At 69.3% G+C, this 18,824-nt stretch carries 17 protein-coding genes, 1 tRNA gene and 4 pseudogenes; 12 read left to right on the plus strand and 10 right to left on the minus strand.

Features of this window, described 5'->3' with window-relative positions:
* Nucleotides 1-209: 209 nt before the first annotated feature.
* Together HUV06_RS06670 and lpxB are read left to right on the plus strand one after the other, a co-directional pair.
* Entirely contained in the window at nucleotides 210-1,049 is an 840-nt protein-coding gene (locus HUV06_RS06670) for an LpxI family protein (RefSeq protein ID WP_174300493.1), read from the plus strand.
* Between the two features lie 31 nt (nucleotides 1,050-1,080).
* Nucleotides 1,081-2,223, plus strand: a complete 1,143-nt coding sequence (lpxB, locus tag HUV06_RS06675; protein ID WP_174300506.1) for a lipid-A-disaccharide synthase — start codon at nucleotides 1,081-1,083, stop codon at nucleotides 2,221-2,223.
* A 200-nt stretch (nucleotides 2,224-2,423) separates the two neighbouring features.
* On the opposite strand, the gene gltA is transcribed toward lpxB, so the two are convergent.
* Entirely contained in the window at nucleotides 2,424-3,725 is a 1,302-nt protein-coding gene (gene gltA / locus HUV06_RS06680) for a citrate synthase (protein ID WP_174300494.1), read from the minus strand.
* Between the two features lie 73 nt (nucleotides 3,726-3,798).
* A complete protein-coding gene (gltX, locus tag HUV06_RS06685; RefSeq protein ID WP_174300495.1) occupies nucleotides 3,799-5,208 on the minus strand; it encodes a glutamate--tRNA ligase in 1,410 nt (469 codons plus the stop codon).
* Here gltX and HUV06_RS06690 point away from each other — a divergent pair.
* The gene (locus HUV06_RS06690) at nucleotides 5,183-7,492 is read left to right on the plus strand and encodes a ComEC/Rec2 family competence protein (protein WP_254600928.1); all 2,310 of its coding nucleotides are present in this window, start codon (nucleotides 5,183-5,185) and stop codon (nucleotides 7,490-7,492) included. The genes gltX and HUV06_RS06690 overlap by 26 nt on opposite strands.
* On the opposite strand, the gene lexA is transcribed toward HUV06_RS06690, so the two are convergent.
* The 5 genes and pseudogenes from lexA to HUV06_RS06710 all read right to left on the minus strand — a co-directional run.
* Nucleotides 7,473-8,171, minus strand: a complete 699-nt coding sequence (lexA, locus tag HUV06_RS06695; protein ID WP_174300496.1) for a transcriptional repressor LexA — start codon at nucleotides 8,169-8,171, stop codon at nucleotides 7,473-7,475. The genes HUV06_RS06690 and lexA overlap by 20 nt on opposite strands.
* 135 nt (nucleotides 8,172-8,306) lie before the next feature.
* Nucleotides 8,307-8,495 (minus strand): annotated as a pseudogene (locus tag HUV06_RS06700) (helix-turn-helix domain-containing protein); the annotation flags it as partial.
* A gap of 55 nt (nucleotides 8,496-8,550) precedes the next feature.
* Nucleotides 8,551-8,910 (minus strand): annotated as a pseudogene (locus HUV06_RS16235) (hypothetical protein); the annotation flags it as partial.
* Nucleotides 8,907-9,236, minus strand: coding sequence for an antibiotic biosynthesis monooxygenase (locus HUV06_RS06705; RefSeq protein ID WP_174300498.1), 330 nt, complete (start codon nucleotides 9,234-9,236; stop codon nucleotides 8,907-8,909). The pseudogene HUV06_RS16235 and the gene HUV06_RS06705, both read right to left, overlap by 4 nt.
* Before the next feature lie 122 nt (nucleotides 9,237-9,358).
* Nucleotides 9,359-9,760, minus strand: a pseudogene (locus tag HUV06_RS06710) (LysR substrate-binding domain-containing protein); the annotation flags it as partial.
* Between the two features lie 113 nt (nucleotides 9,761-9,873).
* Here HUV06_RS06710 and HUV06_RS06715 point away from each other — a divergent pair.
* The 5 genes and pseudogenes from HUV06_RS06715 to HUV06_RS06735 form a co-directional block, all read left to right on the plus strand.
* On the plus strand, nucleotides 9,874-10,182 hold the full coding sequence (locus HUV06_RS06715) for a hypothetical protein (RefSeq protein WP_371811011.1): 309 nt from the start codon (nucleotides 9,874-9,876) through the stop codon (nucleotides 10,180-10,182).
* A 7-nt stretch (nucleotides 10,183-10,189) separates the two neighbouring features.
* On the plus strand, nucleotides 10,190-10,570 hold the full coding sequence (locus HUV06_RS06720) for a lysozyme inhibitor LprI family protein (RefSeq protein ID WP_174300500.1): 381 nt from the start codon (nucleotides 10,190-10,192) through the stop codon (nucleotides 10,568-10,570).
* 313 nt (nucleotides 10,571-10,883) lie between these two features.
* Entirely contained in the window at nucleotides 10,884-11,891 is a 1,008-nt protein-coding gene (locus HUV06_RS06725) for an FAD-binding domain-containing protein (protein WP_217433669.1), read from the plus strand.
* Between the two features lie 81 nt (nucleotides 11,892-11,972).
* Nucleotides 11,973-12,674 carry a glutathione S-transferase gene (locus tag HUV06_RS06730; RefSeq protein WP_174300502.1) on the plus strand — a complete coding sequence of 234 codons (702 nt, stop codon included), beginning with the start codon at nucleotides 11,973-11,975 and terminating at the stop codon, nucleotides 12,672-12,674.
* Between the two features lie 338 nt (nucleotides 12,675-13,012).
* Nucleotides 13,013-13,267 (plus strand): annotated as a pseudogene (locus tag HUV06_RS06735) (hypothetical protein); the annotation flags it as partial.
* A gap of 483 nt (nucleotides 13,268-13,750) precedes the next feature.
* Here the strand turns inward: HUV06_RS06735 and HUV06_RS06740 are convergent.
* The 3 genes from HUV06_RS06740 to HUV06_RS06750 form a co-directional block, all read right to left on the minus strand.
* Nucleotides 13,751-13,827, minus strand: a tRNA-Arg gene (locus HUV06_RS06740).
* A 64-nt stretch (nucleotides 13,828-13,891) separates the two neighbouring features.
* Nucleotides 13,892-14,212: a 2Fe-2S iron-sulfur cluster-binding protein gene (locus HUV06_RS06745; protein WP_174300503.1), complete on the minus strand. Its 321-nt coding sequence runs from the start codon at nucleotides 14,210-14,212 to the stop codon at nucleotides 13,892-13,894.
* Nucleotides 14,213-14,250: 38 nt separating this feature from the next.
* Complete coding sequence (locus HUV06_RS06750; RefSeq protein ID WP_254600934.1) at nucleotides 14,251-15,498, minus strand: NAD(P)/FAD-dependent oxidoreductase; 1,248 nt, start codon at nucleotides 15,496-15,498, stop codon at nucleotides 14,251-14,253.
* Between the two features lie 76 nt (nucleotides 15,499-15,574).
* Here HUV06_RS06750 and tsaE point away from each other — a divergent pair, with 76 nt between their 5' ends.
* The 4 genes from tsaE to HUV06_RS06770 form a co-directional block, all read left to right on the plus strand.
* Nucleotides 15,575-16,063 carry a tRNA (adenosine(37)-N6)-threonylcarbamoyltransferase complex ATPase subunit type 1 TsaE gene (gene tsaE, locus HUV06_RS06755; RefSeq protein WP_174300509.1) on the plus strand — a complete coding sequence of 163 codons (489 nt, stop codon included), beginning with the start codon at nucleotides 15,575-15,577 and terminating at the stop codon, nucleotides 16,061-16,063.
* Nucleotides 16,035-17,177, plus strand: a complete 1,143-nt coding sequence (locus HUV06_RS06760; RefSeq protein WP_174300510.1) for an aminoglycoside phosphotransferase family protein — start codon at nucleotides 16,035-16,037, stop codon at nucleotides 17,175-17,177. The genes tsaE and HUV06_RS06760 overlap by 29 nt, the downstream gene beginning before the upstream one ends.
* Before the next feature lie 17 nt (nucleotides 17,178-17,194).
* Nucleotides 17,195-17,902, plus strand: coding sequence for a nucleotidyltransferase family protein (locus HUV06_RS06765; protein ID WP_174300511.1), 708 nt, complete (start codon nucleotides 17,195-17,197; stop codon nucleotides 17,900-17,902).
* Nucleotides 17,903-18,224: 322 nt separating this feature from the next.
* On the plus strand, nucleotides 18,225-18,824 hold a 600-nt coding region (locus HUV06_RS06770), incomplete at its 3' end, for a DUF2076 domain-containing protein (RefSeq protein ID WP_174300505.1).

Below are 18,824 nucleotides of genomic sequence, written 5' to 3' on the forward strand. Positions count from 1 at the left end.
GATCTTCTCCCCCTGCGCAGCGGGGGAGGGGACCATGCGCAGCATGTTGAGGGGGGCGTCGCCGCCGCTGGCGTTTCAGGCAGCGATGCCGCAGCGATGGCGACGCCCCCTCCGTCACGTCGCGTTCCGCGACGCGCCACCTCCCCCGCTGCGCAGGGGAGGATAAGTTGGCTCACCTACCAACGCCGTTCCGGAAGGGAAGTGAGACCTTGAAACTCGGCCTCGTCGCCGGCGGCGGGGACCTGCCTGTGGCCCTCGCCGAGGCCTGCACCGCCGCGGGCCGGCCGCTCTTCGTCCTGCGCTTGAGGGGTTTCGCCGATCCGGCGGCGCTGGCCCGCTTTCCTGGCGAGGAGGTCGGCATCGCCGAACTCGGCCGCATCTTCGCCCTGCTGCGCGAAGCGGGCTGCGGCGCCGTCTGCCTCGCCGGCCAGGTCAAGCGTCCCGACTTCTCGGCCCTCAAGCCCGACCTGCGCGGCCTGCGCTCGCTCCCCGCCGCCATCGCCGCGGCCCGCAAGGGCGACGACGCCCTGCTGCGCTTCCTCGTCGCCGAGTTCGAAGGCGAGGGCTTTACGGTCGAAGGGGCCGATCAGGTCCATGCCGGCCTCACCCTTCCGCCGGGGCTCCTCGGCCGCCACGCGCCCGGCCCGGAGCATCAGGCCGACCTGGCCCAGGCGCTCGCCGCCGCCCGCACCGTCGGTGCGCTCGACATCGGTCAGGCGGTGGTGGTCGCAGGCGGCGTGATGCTGGCCGTGGAGGCGCAGGAAGGCACCGACGCCATGCTGGCCCGCTGCGCCGCCCTGCCTGCAACCCTGCGTGGAACGGCGGACGCCCGGTGCGGCGTGCTGGTGAAATGGCCCAAGCCCATCCAGGAGCGGCGCGTGGACCTGCCCACGCTCGGCCCGGCGACCGTCGAAGGCGCGGCCGCCGCGGGCCTGGCCGGGATCGCGGCGGAGGCGGGGGGCCTGCTGGTCCTCCAGCGCGAGGCGGTCGTCGCCTTGGCCGACCGGCTCGGCCTGTTCGTCGTCGGCCTGCCGGGCGAAGGGTGCTGAGGTGGAGGCCGCCGCCCCTCCCCTGACCGTCATGCTGGTGGCGGCCGAAGCCTCCGGCGACATCCTGGGCGCCGAACTCGCCGCCGCCCTGCGTCGTCGGCTGGGCGGGCGCGTGCGCTTCGTCGGCGTCGGCGGGGTGCGGATGGCGGCCGAGGGGGTGACCAGCCCCTTCGACATCGCCGAGCTGTCGATCCTGGGCATCTTCGAGGGCGTGCGCGCCTACCCACGCGTGAAGCGGCGGGTGCGCGACACGGTGGCGCTCGCCGCGCGCGAACGGCCCGACATCGCGGTCCTGATCGACTCCTGGGGCTTCACCCTGCGGGTGGCGCAGGGCCTTCGGCGGCTGCGGCGCACTCTGCCGCTGGTGAAGTATGTCGGGCCCCAGGTCTGGGCGTCGCGACCCGGGCGCGCCCGCGTGCTGGCGCGCTCGGTGGACCACCTGCTGACCATTCACGGCTTCGACGCGCCCTGGTTCGAGCGCGAGGGGCTGGCCACCACCTTCGTGGGCAACTCGACCCTGGCCCGCGACGTCTCCTCGGCCGACCCGCAGCGCCTGCGACGCCACATCGGCGCAGATGACGATACGCCGATCCTGCTGGTGCTCCCCGGCAGCCGCCCCTCCGAGATTGCGCGTCTGGGTCCGCCGTTCGAGGACACCGTCGCCCGCCTGAAGGGGCGGTATCCAGACCTGCGCGTCGTCGTCCCTGTAGCCCCTACGGTCGCCCAGGCCCTGAAGCCGGTCCTCGCCACGTGGCGCGTGCCGCCGGACGTGGTGGAGGGCGACGCCCCCAAGCTCGACGCCATGGCCGCCGCCACCGTGGCGCTCGCCTGCAGCGGCAGCGTGACCACGGAGCTGGCCCTGCTCGGCTGTCCCATGGTGGTGGCCTACCGGGTTGGGCCGCTGACCTACCAGGTGCTGAAACGGCTGGTCACCACCCGCTTCATCACCCTGTTCAACATCGCAGCGGACGAAGCGGTGGCGCCGGAGTTCATCCAGCAAGACTGCACCGGCGAGCGGCTGGCCTCAGCCCTCGCCGAGCGGCTGGCCAATCCCCGCCTGCGCCGCCGCCAGGTGCAGGCGCAGTTCGAGGCCCTGGACGCGATGGGGAGAGACCCCACCCTGGTCCCCGCCGAGCGCGCGGCCGATGCGGCGCTCAACCTGTTGCAGAGGTAAGTGACGGCGGGAGATCGACATGCCGCAGTCATGTCCTCCCGATGCTCTTTGTCCGCACTTGTTGCGGGCATCCGGAGCGCGAGGCTTTCACATGAAGCGCCCCCGGCCCCCGGAACAAGTCCGGGGAAAGAGCGGAACTGGTCAGGGTTGCGACCCAGGCGGTGTCAGCGGACGCTGTGCTTCCGCCGAGGAAAAGGCGGTCACCCCCGCTTATCGACCGGCACGAAGTCCCTCGACGGGCTGCCGGTGTAGATCTGGCGCGGGCGCCCGATCTTCTGCGCGGGATCCTCGATCATCTCCTTCCACTGAGCGATCCAGCCGACGGTGCGCGCCAGAGCGAACAGCACGGTGAACATCTCGCTGGGAAAGCCCATGGCGTTCAGCGTGATGCCTGAATAGAAGTCCACGTTCGGGTAGAGCTTTCGCGATATGAAGTAGTCGTCGCTGAGCGCGATGCGCTCCAGCTCCAGCGCCACCTTCAGCAGCGGATCATCGTGCTTGCCAAGCTCGTCCAGCACTTCGTGGGCGGTCTGCTGCATCACCTTGGCGCGCGGATCGTAATTCTTGTACACCCGGTGGCCGAAGCCCATCAGCTTGTACTTGCGATCCTTCACGCCCTGGACGAATTCAGGGATGTTATCCACATGGCCAATCGAGCGCAGCATGTTGAGCGCCTCCTCATTGGCGCCTCCATGGCTCGGCCCCCACAGGCAGGCCACGCCTGCCGCGATGCAGGCGAACGGGTTGGCTCCCGAAGAGCCCGCCAGCCGCACCGTGGAGGTGGAGGCGTTCTGCTCGTGGTCCGCGTGCAGGATGAATATGCGGTCCATGGCCTTGGCCAGGATCGGGTTCACCTTGTAGTCCTCAGCCGGAACCGAGAAGCACATCTGGAGGAAGTTCTCGGCGTAGCCGAGGTCGTTCTTCGGATACACGAAGGGCTGGCCGATGGCGTACTTGAAGGCGCGCGCGGCGATTGTCGGTACCTTGGCGATCATGCGGTGCGCGCTGATCTCGCGCTGCTGCAGGTCATGCACGTTGGTGCTGTCATGGTAGAAGGCCGACAGGGCGCCGACGGCCGAGACCATGATCGCCATGGGATGGGCGTCGCGGCGGAAGCCCTGGAAGAAGCGGTCGAACTGCTCGTGCACCATGGTGTGGTGCGTGATGGTATGGGTGAACTGCTCCAGCTCGGCCGCGGTCGGCAGCTCGCCGTTCAGAAGCAGGTAGCAGACCTCCAGGAAGCTGGAATGTTCGGCCAGCTGCTCGATGGGGTAGCCGCGGTAGAGCAGTATGCCCTTGTCCCCGTCGATGTAGGTGATCTGGCTCTCGCAGCTCGCGGTGGAGGTGAAGCCCGGGTCGAAGGTGAAGACGTCGGTCTCGCCGTACAGCTTGCGGATGTCCACCACGTCGGGCCCGACGCTGCCCTTCAGGACCGGAAGGGTGACCTCCTTGCCGCCGACCGAAATACTGGCCGACCCATTGGACGTGACCTTGCTCTCCATGGTTCATTCCCGTGCGACGCAGAGGCGCATTGTGCGCCGCGGCGGAACACCGCCACGGGCGCCTTATAGCGTCTCACGCGGCTGGGGAAAGCGCGTCGTGAATGCGGCCGAGGCTCTCCTCCCGGCCCAGGGCGGTGAGGGCGCTTGCGAGGTCCGGGGCGGGCGTTCCGCCGCTCAGCACGCCTCGCAGGGCCGCGCCGAACCTGCCTACGCCGACGCCTTCCGCCTCCGCGAACGCGCGGATCGCAGCTTCCAGTGAAGGGGGCGCCCAGTCCTTTACCGGAGCCAGCGTAGCCGCCAGGCGGCCGAGCCTGCCGAGGGTCTCGGGGTCCAGCCGCTTGAGGGTCTTGTCGTCCAGCGTGAGCGGGCGGGTGAGCAGGACGAACAGGGTCAGGTCGGCGAGTTCAAGGGTCGTGTGCGCCGCCTCCTTGACCAGGGGCGTGGCGGCGGCGAGGCGGGGCAGGGCGGCGTCATGCAGGGCCACGCCGCGCCCGCGGTGCACCTCGGTGACGATGGCGGTGAGCCGGGCGTCGTCGGCATTACGGATGTACTGCTGGTTGACGTGGTTCAGCTTGGCCCAGTCCAGCCGCGCGGGCGCCTTGACCACGTCGGCGATGTCGAACCACTCCGCCGCCTGCTCGTCGGTGAAGATCTCGCTGTCGCCGTGCCCCCAGCCGAGCCGCGCAAGATAGTTGCGCATGGCCTCTGGCAGGTAGCCCATGCCGGCGAACTCCCCCACCGCCTGCGCCCCGTGCCGCTTGGACAGCTTGGCGCCGTCCGGCCCGTGGATCAGCGGGATGTGGGCGAAGCGCGGCACGGTCCAGTCCAGCGCCTGGTAGATCAGGGACTGGCGGGCGGCGTTGTTCAGGTGATCGTCGCCGCGGATCACGTGGGTGACGCCCATGTCATGGTCGTCCACCACCACGGCCAGGTTATAGGTCGGCGTCCCGTCGGTGCGCAGCAGCACCAGATCGTCCAGCTCTTTGTTCTGGAAGCGGACCGGGCCCTTGACCAGGTCGTCCACCAGGGTCTCGCCCTCGTGCGGGCCCTTGAAGCGCACCACAAACAGCCGTCCGTCCGCCTGGTCCGCGTCGCGGTCGCGCCAGGCGGAGCGCACCACGCGACCCTCCGCCCGGGCCTCTACGCGTTCAGCCTCCAGCTCGTCGGCGGTGGTGAAGTCGCGGTAGGCGCGGCCGAGGGCCAGCAGGTCGGCCACCGCCTCCCGATGCCGGTTGGCGCGGGTGTGCTGGAACACGGGCTCCGCATCGGCGGCGATCCCCAGCCAGTCCAGGCCCTTGAAGATGGCCTGCACGGCGCTGGCGGTGGAGCGCTCCCGGTCGGTGTCCTCGACCCGGATCAGGAACCGCCCACCCGTATGCCGTGCAAAAAGCAGGTTGAACAACGCCGTCCTCGCCCCTCCTATGTGCAGGTCGCCAGTGGGCGAGGGGGCGAAGCGGGTGACGACGGCGGATGGGTCGGTCATCGAAGGGGCGGGGACCAGGGCGGGTGGGGGCGGAGCCGGCGCTTCTAGCACGCTGGCCCGCCGCAGACCTAGCCTGGCGGCGCTCGCCCGACGCGCCTGGGCGGCCCTGGGGGAGGAGGTGCGGGCCCAGGCGGTGCGCTGGATGTTGTGGCTGCCCGTCGCCTTCGGCGGCGGATGCGCCGTCTATTTCGGGCTGAAGTCCGAACCGGCCGCCTGGATCGGCTGGGGGAGCGGCGGGGTGGCGCTTGCGGTCGCGGCCATGGCCTGGCGGACGGCGGCGCGGCCGGCGGCCTCGATCGCCCTCGCCCTGGCGGCCGTGGGCCTGCTCGGTTTCGCCGACGCCAAGCTCGTGACCGAGCAGGCGCGCGCGCCGGTGATCCCCGACGGGCTCGGCGTGGCGCAGGTGACCGGACGGGTCGTCGATATCGCCGAAACGGCGGGTGGGCGGCTGCGTCTGCTGCTCCAGCCGGTGGCGATCTCGGGCCTCGCGCCCGCCGCCCTGCCGGTACGCGTGCGCATCACACTGCGCGAGCCCACGGACGTGGAGCCGGGCGACGGGCTCACCGTCCACGCCATCCTGGACCCGCCGCCAGGCCCGGCGAGCCCCGGCGGGTTCGACTTCGCCCGCGACGCCTGGTTCTCCCGCCTCGGCGGCGTGGGCCTGGCCCTCAGCCCGCCGAGGCCCGTCAGCCTGCCGCCCATGGACTGGCGGCTTTGGGCGCAGGTGAGGCTGAACACCCTGCGCTGGCGGCTGGCCAGCCGGCTGGCGAACAACCTCGGCGGCGGCGACGCGGCGGGCCTGGCGGCGGCGGTGACCACCAGCCACCAGGCCTGGCTCAGCGAGGCCGACGCTCAGGACCTGCGCAACTCAGGCTTGGCGCACATGCTCGCCATCGCGGGCCTGCACACCGCCGCCGTCACCGGCTTCGTCTACGCGGCGGTGCGGCTGCTGGTGGCGGCATGGCCGTGGCTGGCCCTGCGCGTCTCCGGCAAGAAGCTGGCGGCGGGGGCAGGCCTGGTCGCCTGCGTCGTCTACCTCGCCCTGTCCGGCGCTCATCCGCCGGCGCGGCGGGCCGCGATCACCGCCAGCGTCGCCTTCCTGGCCATGCTGTGCGGACGAAGGCCGATCAGCATGCGCTCGCTTGCAGTCGCCGCCCTCGCGGTACTGGCCCTGCAGCCGATCTCGGTGGTGCAGCCGGGGTTCCAGATGTCGTTCTGCGCCACCGCCGCCCTGGTCGCCATGGCGGAGGCTTGGCCCCGCCGATCGGGCAAGATCGAGGCGCCCTGGTTCATCGCCTGGCCGCAGCACGCCTGGGACTGGGCGGTGGCCATGGCGGCGGTGAGCCTGGTGGCCGGGCTGGCGACCGCGCCCTTCGCCCTGCAGCACTTCAACCGCATGGCCACCTACGGCCTGTTCGCCAATCTCGCCGCCGACCTGGTGGCGAGCCTCGTCCTGATGCCATCTGTGGTGGTTTGCGCGGCCGGCGCGGCGGCCGGGATCCCGCCGGGCTGGATGGGCGCGCCCCAGGCGGTGGCGAGCGTCGCGGCCCAGGCGATCCTGGCCATCGCCCACCTCTTCGCCACCCTGCCGGGCGCGGTGCGGACTCTGCCGAGCGCGCCCCAGCCGGCGCTGGTCACCGCCTTCGTCGCCCTGGTGTTCGCCTGCCTGTGGCGCGGCCGCCTGCGCTGGCTGGCCGCGCCGCTCTCCGCTGCGGTGCTGGTCTGGCCGAGGCCGCCCGCGCCCGTGGCCTGGGTCGCGGAGGACGGCGACAACGCTGCGGTCGTTGAGGATGGCCGCGCCGTGGTGCTGAAGCCTGCGGTCCGCGGCTTCGCCAGTAATGCCTGGACCACCCGGCGCGGCCTGCTCACCCCCTTCGACTCTCAGTCCGAGGCCGAGTTGGCCTTCGATTGCGACCGCAGCGCCTGCTCGCCGCGCGACGGCGTCAGCCCCGCGTTAGGCGCTTGGTGGAGCCGGCGCCCTGCGCCGGCCGACCGGCTGGCCGCCCTGTGCCAGGCCAGCGACATTCTGGTGGTGCGCGGCCCTGCGCCTGCGCCGGACCTCTGTCCTCACGCCCTGATGCTCACCCAGATCGACTTCCAGCGCGGCGGTTCAGCCGAAATCTACGCCGATCCAAGGGGCTGGCGGGTGGCGTGGGCGCAGACGGAGCGGGGATTGCGGCCCTGGAGCCTTCCCCCCGCCATGCCGGAACGTCCGATCCCATCGAAGAGAGGGACCGGGCCTTCGGCGACGGAGCGGCCGGCCATCAGTGATAGCGGCGGATGAGCCCCACCAGCTTGCCCTGCACCTCCACCTGGTCGGGTCCGAACACGCGGGTCTGGTACCTGGGGTTGGCGGCTTCGAGTGCGATCGAGCCGCCCTTGCGGCGCAGCCGCTTCAGCGTCGCCTCCTCGCCCATCACCAGGGCTACGACGATCTCGCCCGTCTGGGCGGTATCGCCCTTGCGGATGACCACGAAGTCGCCGTCCAGGATGCCGGCCTCGATCATCGAGTCGCCCTGCACCTCCAGCACATAGTGCTCACCCGACCCCAGCAGCGCCTCAGGAACCGCGATGCGCTCGCGCTCCTGCTGGATCGCCTCTATGGGCGTACCCGCCGCGATGCGCCCGAGCACCGGCAGGCTTTGGAAATCGTTGGCCGGCGCCGGCCGGCCTTGGCTGTCACCCACGCCGCCTGTCGCCACCACCTGTGGACGAAAGGCCGTGCGCCTCCGGCCCATAGGAGCCGCCTGTTCCGGCAGCTTCACGACCTCGAGCGCCCGAGCCCGGTGCGGCAGACGCTTGAGGAATCCCCGTTCTTCCAACGCCGTGATCAGACGATGGATGCCGGACTTCGACGCCAGGTCCAACGCGTCCTTCATCTCATCGAACGAAGGGGAGACCCCACTCTCCTTGATGCGTTCATGGATGAACATCAGAAGTTCATGTTGCTTGCGCGTCAGCATGACCGTCCCACGGCTCGGCGGCGCGCCTGCCGGAACGCGTCACGAACGTTCTGCCTACGTTCCAGAATCCTGTCAAGTAGTGCCGGTGCTGGCAGTCTGAGTGCAAACTGTCTCCGTCGGCACGGCAGGGGTCCCGATCCGCTTGACTAGGTCGGCGCAGCGCCAGCGAACCACCCCGTCTCGCGCAAGATCAGGACCTTCGTCGACCCATTGCGCCACCTGCTTCTGCTGGGACGCGTCCAGCCGCGGCCGACGGCCAGGGCGCGGCCGGTCGACCAGGCCGTCGACGCCATCGGCGTTGTAGCGATGCGCCCAGTCTCGCAAGGGACAACTCGAGCTGATCGGTGTCGGTGGGGATCGCCGCCGGCTTGCGCCCGACCTCCTCGTGGTCGCCGAGCTGGACGAAGCCTCGGACGTCGGGGCCAAGCTGCAGGTCAGCGAAGACCAGCAGCCGGTGCAGATCGTAGGCGTTTGCGCCCGGATTGCGCAAGCCGAGCAGGCCCACGTCGCTCGCCTCCACCCGCTCGCGCAGGTCCGCGCCCAAGGCGAGATAGTCCTCAGGTCCGAGCGGGATGTATTTCAGCTTCGCGTAGACATCGTCCGCCGGCGCGCTGGCATAGCCGGCCGGGTCGTCATCGTAGCGGAAAGGCGAGAGCGGAGCCGACGGGGCGCCCGCCGCAAACGACCCCGCAGCCGCCCCGAAGCTCAGAGCGAGCGCGGCGGCGACCGCTCGCGTCATCCCGCCGAACCGACATAGGCCACGCGGTAGGGAACGGGCTCGACCTTGTCCGCCAACGCGCCGACCTCGGCCATGTGGACCTTGGCCGAGGGCAGCGCGAGCATGGCGTCGAGATCGGCGCGACTCCTCCACTGCACGTAGTTGACCACCCGCGCTCCATCGAGGCTGACGTGCATCGAGGCGGCGACGAATCCTGGTAGCTCCCGCGCCACGTCTTCGGTGAAGCGCCGCAGCGATTCCACAATGGCGCCCTGGCGCTCTCGCGAGGTGTGGAAGGTGTTGATAAGGGTGAAGACGTCGGCCGCCTCGTCGATGGGAGCGCCCATCAGCGATCCGTCCGGGGCGGCGGGTCAATGGCTCTCTCCTCTGATCCGAGTGAAAGCCTAGCTGTATTCAGACGGCAGGATAATCCATCTACTTGGGAATGACATTCCCGCCCGCGGTCCAATCACTCCGGCCGCGACGTGGCGAAGGCGGCTCCCATCTGCGGGCCGACGCGTGCGGTCAGCATGTCTATGAACAGGCGCGTCTTGGCGGGAACCAGCCGGCTCGGCATCAGCGCGTAGACCGGCGCCTCGCGAAGAATCCAGTCCGGCAGGATGCGCTTCAGCCGGCCGGCGCGAACGTCCGGTCCGACCATGGGCTCGTGCAGCATGGCCACGCCCAGCCCCAGCACCGCAAGCTGGCGCATCAGCCCGAAGTTGTTGACCACGAGTGAGCCCCCGACCTGCACCTCCTCGGTGCGGTCGCCCCTGCAAAGCACCCAGGTGTCCGGCCGCGGCGCATTGAGGTTGCGGATCGTCACATGGCTGGACAGATCGGCGGGCTCGACCGGCGTCCAGGGGCGTCCAGCATGGCCCGATCTCGCGGCTGATCAGGCCCGACGGCTGGGGCGAGCAACTGAAGCCCTTCATCTTCCTAGACTTCTTCAACGCCGAGATCGCGCCGGGCTTTGGCTTCGCCATGCACTCGCACTCGGGTATAGCCACCCTGACGTGGCAACCCGGCAGCGACGTCAAATACCAGGACACCGACTGCGCCCTCGCCTTTGGCTGGGTGGACGGTCTGCCCGGCCGCGTGGACGCCCGCTTCGGCCCCGCGATGGCTACCAGCGTCGCGGTCTGGGCCGGTGCTCTCTCGAACTACCAGGGTCATCAGCACCGGCTCGCCGCAGCCGTGCTTATGACCCTCGTGGTTCTGGTCATCGTCGGCGGCAGCGTCTACTTCCGTCAGCGCGGCTTCAAGAAGCCCTACTCCAAACATCAGCTGTAGGCTCGCCGTGCTCCTTGCCCTCCTCCTCGCCGCCGGCGTCAACTGCGCCAACCCGCCGGACCAGGCCTCGGCGGATGGATGTGCCGGCGACGCCGATCGGCGGGCCGACGCGGCCATGAATGTTCAGTGGAAGCTCACCCTCGCCGCTGAGCATCAGCGCGACAAGGACTACGCCGAGGTCCCCCGCGGCGATACCCGGCCGAGCTACGCCAACGCCCTGCTCGCCGCGCAGCGAGACTGGCTCAAGTTCCGCGACAGCGAATGCACGGTGGAGGCCTATTCAGTGCGCGGCGGAAGCATGGAGCCCCAGGTTGCCGCAGAGTGCGAAGCACGCCTAACGCAGGGGCGCACCAAGCAGCTCGCCGCCATCGCCAAGGGGCTGGACTGATCGCGTCGCTACTGAGGTTCGCGGGCAAACTCGTGGCGGTCTGCGCCAAAAGCGGCCACCGCCTTTTTGCCAGAAAGTCGAAGTTTTGCAGCGCCTTGCGGTTCGCCGCAGATGGTCGGGCTGCCGTTCGAGCCGGCATGTACCTGCGGACGCTTTAGGGCATCCCTACCTAAGAGAGATGACCCAAGTTGAGCCTTTCACGCGCTCCGTCGGTGTGGCGCGCCTGGCTGCCTTCCGCTCCACTAGCGGCGGCCGCTACGCCGCGTCCCGCAATACGGATCGCGGCCCGGACCGGCATCCAACCACCTCAGTGTTGTCACCGTACCTGCGTCGCCGCCTCATCACCGAGGCGGAAGTGATCGCCGCGGCCATCGACGCCCACGGGCATCGCATGGCGGAGCGCTTTGTCGAGGAGGTAGTCTGGCGCAGCTACTTCAAGGGCCACCTAGAGACCCGACCTGCCATCTGGACCGACTACAAACGTCAGGCCTTCAACGCCCATGAGGCAATGGTGGGAAACGCCGGCTTGCGCCGGGCCTACGTTGAGGCCGTCGAGGGGCGCACAGGGATCGACGGCTTCGACGACTGGGCGCACGACCTCGTGGAGCAAGGCTGGCTCCACAACCATGCGCGCATGTGGTTCGCCTCCATCTGGATCTTCACCTTGCGCCTACCCTGGGCGTTGGGCGCCGACTTCTTCATGAGCCACCTGCTTGATGGCGACCCTGCGAGTAATACGCTGTCCTGGCGGTGGGTGGCGGGCTTGCACACGCGGGGAAAGGCCTACGTAGCCCGTGCGGAGAACATCGCGCGTTACACTGAGGGACGGTTCAGGCCGGCGGGTCTGAACGAGAACGTGCAGGCTCTTACCGAGCAGGAGGTAGCTCCCCTGATTGAGCTCGCGCCAGCAGACACGGCGCCTGCCGGCGAGATCGCGCTGCTCCTGCACCTGGACGACCTCAACCCGGAGAGCTTGGTGCTCGGCTCAGCGCGCGTCGCGAAGGTGGCAGCCGTCACAGCCCATGCGGAAGGCGCATCAGAGCAGGTCCGAGCCGCCGATCAGGAAGCCATGCTGGACGCCTTGGCGAGAGCCGGCGCGCACTTCGGCTGCAAAACAGGCGCGGCCGAGCCGGGATGGGAGGAAGGCCTACCCGCACTTACGGCCTGGGCGCCCGTCGGGCCGTCTGCGGACGTCCTGCCGCCTTGCATCCGGGTGCGACGAGACTGGGACGAACTCACTTGGCCGAAGTCGACGCGAGGCTACTTCCAGCTCCGCTCAGCCATCCCGGACTTGCTGAAGGCGACGACGTTGTCCGAATAGCGCCCAAAGCGGCCGCGGCCGATGACCGAACCAAAGCCTGCCGCGTTCAGCGTCTGACCGGATTGCAGCTTGGGGTGCACGATGTCTGAGTACCAGCTCTATTACTGGCCCGTGCCCTTCCGCGGCCAGTTCGTTCGAGCCGTGCTGGCCTACGCCGGCGTGACCTGGACGGAGGGGGGCCACGAGGCGATCGAAGCCCTTATGAGCGGACCGGTTGAGGACATGCCGGTCCCCTTCATGGGACCGCCTGTCCTGGTTGATAGGAAGGCCGAAGTGGCCATAGCCCAGATGCCGGCCATAATCCTGTATCTCGGTGAGACGTTGGACCTCCTGCCGTCCTCAGCCAGCCTCCGGGCGCTGAGTGCAAAAGTTGTCAATGATGCGAACGACGTCATCGATGAGCTTACACTGGACGGGGGACGCGAGATGTGGACGTCGGGAAGCTGGCGCGCCTTCGTCCCGCGGCTGCGGAAGTGGATGTCCATCTGGGAGGAGACCGGCCGTCGCCACGGCCTGCAGCCTGCCGCTGGCTTTCTACTCGGCGGCAACGTGCCTGGCCTCGCTGACGTGATCACCCACACGCTGTGGTCCACAATGACCGACCGCCTCCCTACCCTCGGGCCGATGCTGCAATCAGCAGCACCTATGACGACGGCCCTTGTCCGTCGCATGGGCGAGCTGCCAGCGCTGGCGGCGCTTGCCGCGAGCACCCGGCAGGACTTCGGCGAAACATACTGCGGCGGGCAGATCGGGGCTTCAATCCGCAAGGTGCTCACGGGATAGGCAGGTGCGGGACGGATCAGATCTGACCATCTTTGGGTTGCTCCGCGCCCGCTGCGGACTCCAGCGGGGCTCCAGAAACACGACATTCAACTCGGTCCGAGGGGGGGGGAGGGCGATGGGCCCGCAACGGCTCGCGACCCGAGCCAGAATTTGGCCTTAATCGCTACACGGCTGAGGGTCGCGTTGGACCCAGGGCGGCTCAGCATCCGCCCGCAGATGAGTTATGATCCGCACGTGGCGAAGAATACCGGCAACGGCGGTCGGAAAGGGCCGGTGAAGGAGCGTGTGCAAGCGCTCAATCCCGTCACCAAACGCCATGTGAAGATCGACACGTCCACAGGATGTGCATGCGTCGGTTCACCCGCCTGACGAACGCCTTTTCAAAGAAGCTGGACAACCACATCCAAGCCTTGGCGCTCTACTTCGCCTCCTACAACTTCTGCCGCATCCATAAGACGCTGAAGGTCACGCCCGCTATGGCGGCGGGGATCACCGACAAGCTATGGTCACTGGAGGACATCGCGGAGCGGATTGATGCGCGCCAGCCCGAACCCGCCAAGCGCGGACTCTACAAGAAGCGAGTTGCTGAGTAGGCGGACGAGAGGCATGGCCAACCTTCGCGCTGTAGCTATTTGGGCGCTTGGCCTCATAGCAGCCGGGACCGTTGGCGGTTTGCTCGGGACTGCGACTAGCTCAGCCGGCGATCAGGGCTTCGGCGGCGCGGTCGCGGGCGCCTGCGCATTTGCCTGTGCGCGGCTCTGGGCCGGTGAACGCAAAGCCTCAATTTCAAACTGAGACACTATCTAGCACGGACTTAACGGCCAGGTGGCCCCCGACCCGCCCCCTCCGGGGGCTTGACCGCCGCTGCCTCCCAACGAGGGGGGCACGACCAGGCGCGGGTGGGATCAAAACCGTCGCGCTTCGCCGTCTCTGCGGCCAGGCACACGGCTCCGCTCTCGCTCACGGCGTGACCCTACCCGCTCCTGCTTGGCCGACGACGGAATGGCTCCGCTGAACAGCGGTAGTCACAATCGAATTTTGACTTTGGCTGACGCAGAGCAGGATGCTGGACTGCGTGGCGGCCTGGGAGGGACTCGAACCCCCGACCTCCGCTTTAGGAAAGCGCTGCTCTATCCTACTGAGCTACCAGGCCACTTACGCCGACTACAGCGTTTCGAGACGATGAGGAAGCGTCCGGAGACGCCGCCCGGCGCCGCTTAGTGTTGACTTTCCGGCATCCGGACCAAGAGGCCGCCCAGCTCCTCAGTGACCTTGATCTGACAGGAAAGGCGCGAGTTCGGCTCCACGGCCTCTGCGAAGTCTAGCATGCTCTCCTCCATGGGCGAGGGCGTGCCAGTCTTCTCCGTCCAGGCTGGGTCAACATAGACGTGGCAGGTGGCGCAAGCGCAGGCTCCGCCGCAGTCGGCGTCGATTCCTGGGACGTTGTTCTTCACCGCCCCCTCCATGACGGTCAGGCCGGGCTTCACGTCCACGACATGTTCGGTTCCGTTGAATTCGACATAGGTGATCTTGGCCATGGGCGTCCGTGCGGTGGGAAAGGGCGAGGTGGCGGCGACTAGGCCGCGACCTCCTTCATGGAAACGGAAATATCGCGAAGCATACCGGGGTGGACCGGTCTACGCGAGCCGATGAACTGGCGGCCCGCCATGAATTCGGGAGCTGCGTTGATGGCCTCGACCGCCTGGACCTGGTCGTGGGCGTTCAGGTGGAAGACGGCGAAGCGGGCGGTGGCCGGCTCGCCGCGTACGACGGTGCGGACTGCATCCAGCGGCAGGCCGGCGATCTGGAGCTTCAGGTCGAACTGGTCGGACCAGAACCACGGCGTCTCCGGCGTCGGCGGCTTGGTCCCGCAAAGGTCCGCGGCCGCCTGCTTGGCCTGCTCCAGGGCGTTGGGGACGCTCTCCAGCCGGCCCATGCAGCCGTAGAGCGGCAAAGGACGGCGGGTGCAGTCGCCTATGGCGTGGATGCAAGGGTCCGAGGTGCGGGCGGCGAGATCGACCACCACGCCTGCGTCGCAGGCCAGCCCTGCAGCCTCCGCCAGCTCCTGGTTCGGAACGGCGCCGACGCCGATCAGGGCGGCGTCACAGGCAATGCGTCGGCCGTCCGCCAGACGCACCGCGCAGACCCGGCCGCCTTCGCCCTCCAGCCCATCCACGCCGGCGGCCAGTTCGAAGGCCACGCCTCGGGCGCGGTGGTAATCGTGGACAAAGGTGGCGAGGGCCTCGTGCGCCACTCGGGACAGCAGGCGCGGCTGCAGCTCGATGACCACGGCCTCGGCCCCGAGCGCCCGGGCGGAGGCAGCGGCTTCCAGGCCGATATAACCGCCGCCGACCACCGCCAGCCTTGCACCGGGCTGGAGCGCCGCCTTCAGCCGGTCGGCATCGGCGGCGGTGCGTAACTCGAGCACACCCTCCAGGTCCATGCCCGGCAGGGTTATGCGGCGTGCGCGCGATCCGGTGGCCAGGATCAGGCGATCGTAGGCAAGGCTCTCGCCGCTGCCGAGCTGAACCTCGCCTCCGCCCGCGCCGCGGCTGATCCGCTCCGCCCTCTCGTTCAGGCGAAGCTCGATCTGATGTTCGGGGTAGAAGCTTTCCGGACGCAGGGCGAGCGAGTCTGCATCGGCTTCGCCCTTGAGCCAAGCCTTGGACAGGGGCGGGCGCTGATACGGGGCGACCGGTTCATCGCCGAGCAGGGTCACCGGCCCGGTCCAGCCCTGCTGGCGCAGCAAAGCTGCAGCGGTGCCGCCGGCGTGGCCCGCGCCCAGGATCAGGATGCGCCCGTCCTTGTTCGCCAAGCCCGAAATCCTCTGCGCCGCCGACCGGCCCGCCGGTGCGTTCCCGGCTTGCCGGGGTCGATAGCTCATGGGAAACAGCTCGTCCATGCAAGCCCTGGAGCGCGACAGTTCACACCGCCGCTTCGACTCGCCGCAGGCGCTGGAGGCCTTCGGGGCTCAAGTGGCGCAAGCGCTGGGTGCGGGTGAGGCGGTCTGCCTGTTCGGACCGCTTGGGGCTGGCAAGAGCACCCTGGCGCGAGGGCTCGTGCGAGCGCTGACCCGCCCGGATCAGGACGTGCCGAGCCCCACCTTTACCTTGATGCAGACCTATCAGGGGCCGAACTTCCCTCTGGCGCACCTCGACCTCTACCGGCTGAAGCGGCCTGAAGAGGCCTTCGAGATCGGCCTGGACGAGGCGCTGGACGTGGGCGCTGCGGTGGTCGAGTGGAGCGAGCGGCTGGACGGCGCGCTGCCCCCGGACCGGCTGGACGTGCGGCTGGAGATCGCAGACGACGGCGGGCGCATCGCCACTCTGCGTGGACATGGCGTATGGACCGGGCGTGAGCATGATCTTCTCCGACCCGCGCGGGACTGATGCGGTCCCGCCGGACCTGACCGGTCGCTCCGAACTGCGCGAGGCGTTCCTGCGCACCCACGGGCTCGCAGATGCGGTCCGCGAACCGATGCCCGGTGACGCGTCGACCCGCGCCTATGTGCGGCTGCATCCGGCGAGCCGACACACTCCGCTGATCCTGATGGATGCCCCGCCGGCCGCAGAGAGCGAGGCGGCCCCTTCCGATGCGACACCCTCTGAGAGGATCGCGCTCGGCTACAACGCGGTGACACGCCTGGCGGGCGGGCGGGTCGACGCCTGGGCCGCGGTGGCCGCCTTCCTGCGCGCCCGCGGCCTGTCCGCGCCCGCTGTCCTGGCGCTCGACGCGTCACAGGGTTTCGCCGTGCTGGAGGATCTCGGCTCGGACCTGTTCCGGGACCGGCTTGAGGCCGGCGCCGACCCCGCCGAGGTCTATGGCCAGGCGGTCGATCTGCTGGTGAACCTGCACGCCGAGGCGCCGCCCGCCATCCTGGACGTGCCGGGCGGCGGGGCCTGGGCTCTGCCGACCTATGACGCCCTGGCCCTTCGCATGGGATTGGACCTCTGGCTGCAATGGTGGCCGCCGCTGGCCCGGATGGCGCCGCCGCCGCCGGAGGCGCTGGCGGATTGGCCGGACCTCTGGGCGCCCATTCTGGCGCGGGGCGAGCGGGGCGCCACGGTGTTCACGCACCGCGACTACCATGCGGAGAACCTGCTCTGGCTACCCGACCGGATAGGCGTGGGCCGGGTCGGTCTGCTGGACTTCCAGGACGCAGTCTGCGGCCACCCGGCCTGGGACCTCGTCTCGCTGCTGCAGGACGCGCGACAGGATGTGGCGCCGGCGCTCGAGGCGGCCATGCTGGCCCGATATCTCGCGGCCCGGCCCCATATGGACGCCGAGGCGTTTCGCGCCGATTACGCCGCGCTTGGCGCCCTGAACGCCCTGCGTATCCTCGGACCGGTCTTCGCCCGCCAGATCACCGCCTTCGGACGCGAGAAGTACCGCGCCTTCCTGCCGCGCATGTGGCGACACCTGTCGCGCGACCTTGAACATCCCGACCTGGCGGCCTTGAAGCTCTGGTTCGACCGCTATGCGCCTGCGGAGGCGCGGGCGTGAGCCCACCTGCGACGGCCATGGTCCTGGCGGCTGGCCTCGGCACGCGCATGCGGCCGCTGACCGACGATCGCCCGAAAGCGCTGGTGGAGGTCGGCGGACGCGCCTTGATCGACCACATGCTCGATCGGCTGGCGGAGGCGGGCGTGCGGCGTGCGGTGGTGAACGTGCACGCCTTCGCCGATCGGCTGGAAGCCCATCTCGGCGCGCGCACCGGGCCGCCCGACATCGTCATCGCCGACGAGCGGACCCAGCTGCTGGAGACCGGCGGCGGGCTCAAAGCCGCCTACCCGCTGCTGGGAGAAGCCCCTGTCTTCACCGCCAACATCGACGCGATCTGGGTGGAGACGGGCAGGTCGGCGCTGCGGAGCCTCGGCGCGGCCTTCGATCAGGCCCGCATGGACGCGCTTCTACTCGTGACCCGCACCGAGCACGCGCTCGGCCTCGACGGGCCCGGCGATTTCTTCATGGCGGAGGACGGACGGCTGAGCTTCCGAGACGAGGCTCCGTCCGCACCCTACGCCTTCTGCGGCGTGCAGGTGTTCAAGCCGACGCTCGCGGCCGCCGAGCCGGGCGAGGTGTTCTCCACCTCCCGCATCTGGCGCAGGCTGGCCGTCCAGGGCCGCCTGCATGGCGTTCTGTTGCTGGGCGAGTGGATGCATGTCGGCGACCCGGCGGCGCGCCGTGCGGCAGAGGCCAGGCTGCGCACATCCGCCGCACCGACCTAGCCAGGTTCGGGCTTGCGGCGCAGACAGGGCGGCGCGATGGCTGCACAACGCATACGATGAAGGTGCGGTGATCGGGAGCGCGTCATGGATTTCACCGTCTACAGCCTCGACATGGGCTTCCCTGTGGCGGACGTCGTGAGCGAGGACCTCCCACTTCCTTCCGAAGAGGTCGAGCCGCAGCGCGAAGCCGCCTGACGCTCGCCAATGCGCCAACTCTGGCGGGATGAATGAAGCTTAACCCGGCGCGACTGGACGTGCCGGGGGCGCACGACCACATGTGCTCGTGAGGCGACCGCCTCAGCTTCTGGGACCTCACGGCGTCATGACCCCCGACGAAAAGACCCTGCTCACCCGTTTCCTCCAGGACCTGACCCAGGCCCGAGGTGGACTGAAGGACGCCGAGGCGTCCGACCTGATCGATCGTTCTCTGCTCGCCAATCCTGATGCCGCCTACCTGCTGGTCCAACACGCCATCATCGCCGATCAGGCGCTGCACGCGGCTCAGGACCGGATCGGTCAGCTGGAAAGCCAGCTCCGCGAGGCCCAACCGTCAGGGCAGGGCGGCGGCTCCTTCCTGGGGGCAGGCGGCCCATGGCAAGGCGGTCAGCAAGGCAGCCCCCAGCAGGGCTACGCCCAGCCGGGTTACGTGCAACAACCCTATCCTGCCCAGCAAGCCCAAGCGGCCTACTCGCCGCCCCCGCAGCGGGGCGGTCTGCTCGGCGGTCTGTTCGGAGGCGGTCAGCCGGCCCAGCCCGGCGGCTTTGGAAGCTTCCTGCGGACTGCGGGCACCACGGCTGCAGGCGTGGCCGGCGGCGAGTTCCTGTTCAGCGGGCTGTCCAACATGTTCGGCGGCGGTCGCGGCGGCGGCTTCGGCGGCGGCCGCTCCGGCGGCTCCGGTCCCAAGGAAAGCTTCCCCGCCGAC

The organism is Caulobacter sp. S45 (genome assembly GCF_903642205.1).
Classification (GTDB): Bacteria; Pseudomonadota; Alphaproteobacteria; order Caulobacterales; family Caulobacteraceae; genus CAHJWH01.

Bases quoted from the DNA above. Each gene is read 5' to 3' on its own strand.
- HUV06_RS06715 (WP_371811011.1), top strand. From the start codon at position 9,874: ATGCACTCGCACTCGGGTATAGCCACCCTGACGTGGCAACCCGGCAGC.
- HUV06_RS06745 (WP_174300503.1), bottom strand. From the start codon at position 14,212: ATGGCCAAGATCACCTATGTCGAATTCAACGGAACCGAACATGTCGTG.
- gltA (WP_174300494.1), bottom strand. From the start codon at position 3,725: ATGGAGAGCAAGGTCACGTCCAATGGGTCGGCCAGTATTTCGGTCGGC.
- HUV06_RS06760 (WP_174300510.1), top strand. From the start codon at position 16,035: ATGATCTTCTCCGACCCGCGCGGGACTGATGCGGTCCCGCCGGACCTG.
- HUV06_RS06765 (WP_174300511.1), top strand. From the start codon at position 17,195: ATGGTCCTGGCGGCTGGCCTCGGCACGCGCATGCGGCCGCTGACCGAC.
- gltX (WP_174300495.1), bottom strand. From the start codon at position 5,208: ATGACCGACCCATCCGCCGTCGTCACCCGCTTCGCCCCCTCGCCCACT.
- tsaE (WP_174300509.1), top strand. From the start codon at position 15,575: ATGCAAGCCCTGGAGCGCGACAGTTCACACCGCCGCTTCGACTCGCCG.
- HUV06_RS06705 (WP_174300498.1), bottom strand. From the start codon at position 9,236: ATGGGCGCTCCCATCGACGAGGCGGCCGACGTCTTCACCCTTATCAAC.
- HUV06_RS06730 (WP_174300502.1), top strand. From the start codon at position 11,973: ATGTCTGAGTACCAGCTCTATTACTGGCCCGTGCCCTTCCGCGGCCAG.
- lpxB (WP_174300506.1), top strand. From the start codon at position 1,081: ATGCTGGTGGCGGCCGAAGCCTCCGGCGACATCCTGGGCGCCGAACTC.
- lexA (WP_174300496.1), bottom strand. From the start codon at position 8,171: ATGCTGACGCGCAAGCAACATGAACTTCTGATGTTCATCCATGAACGC.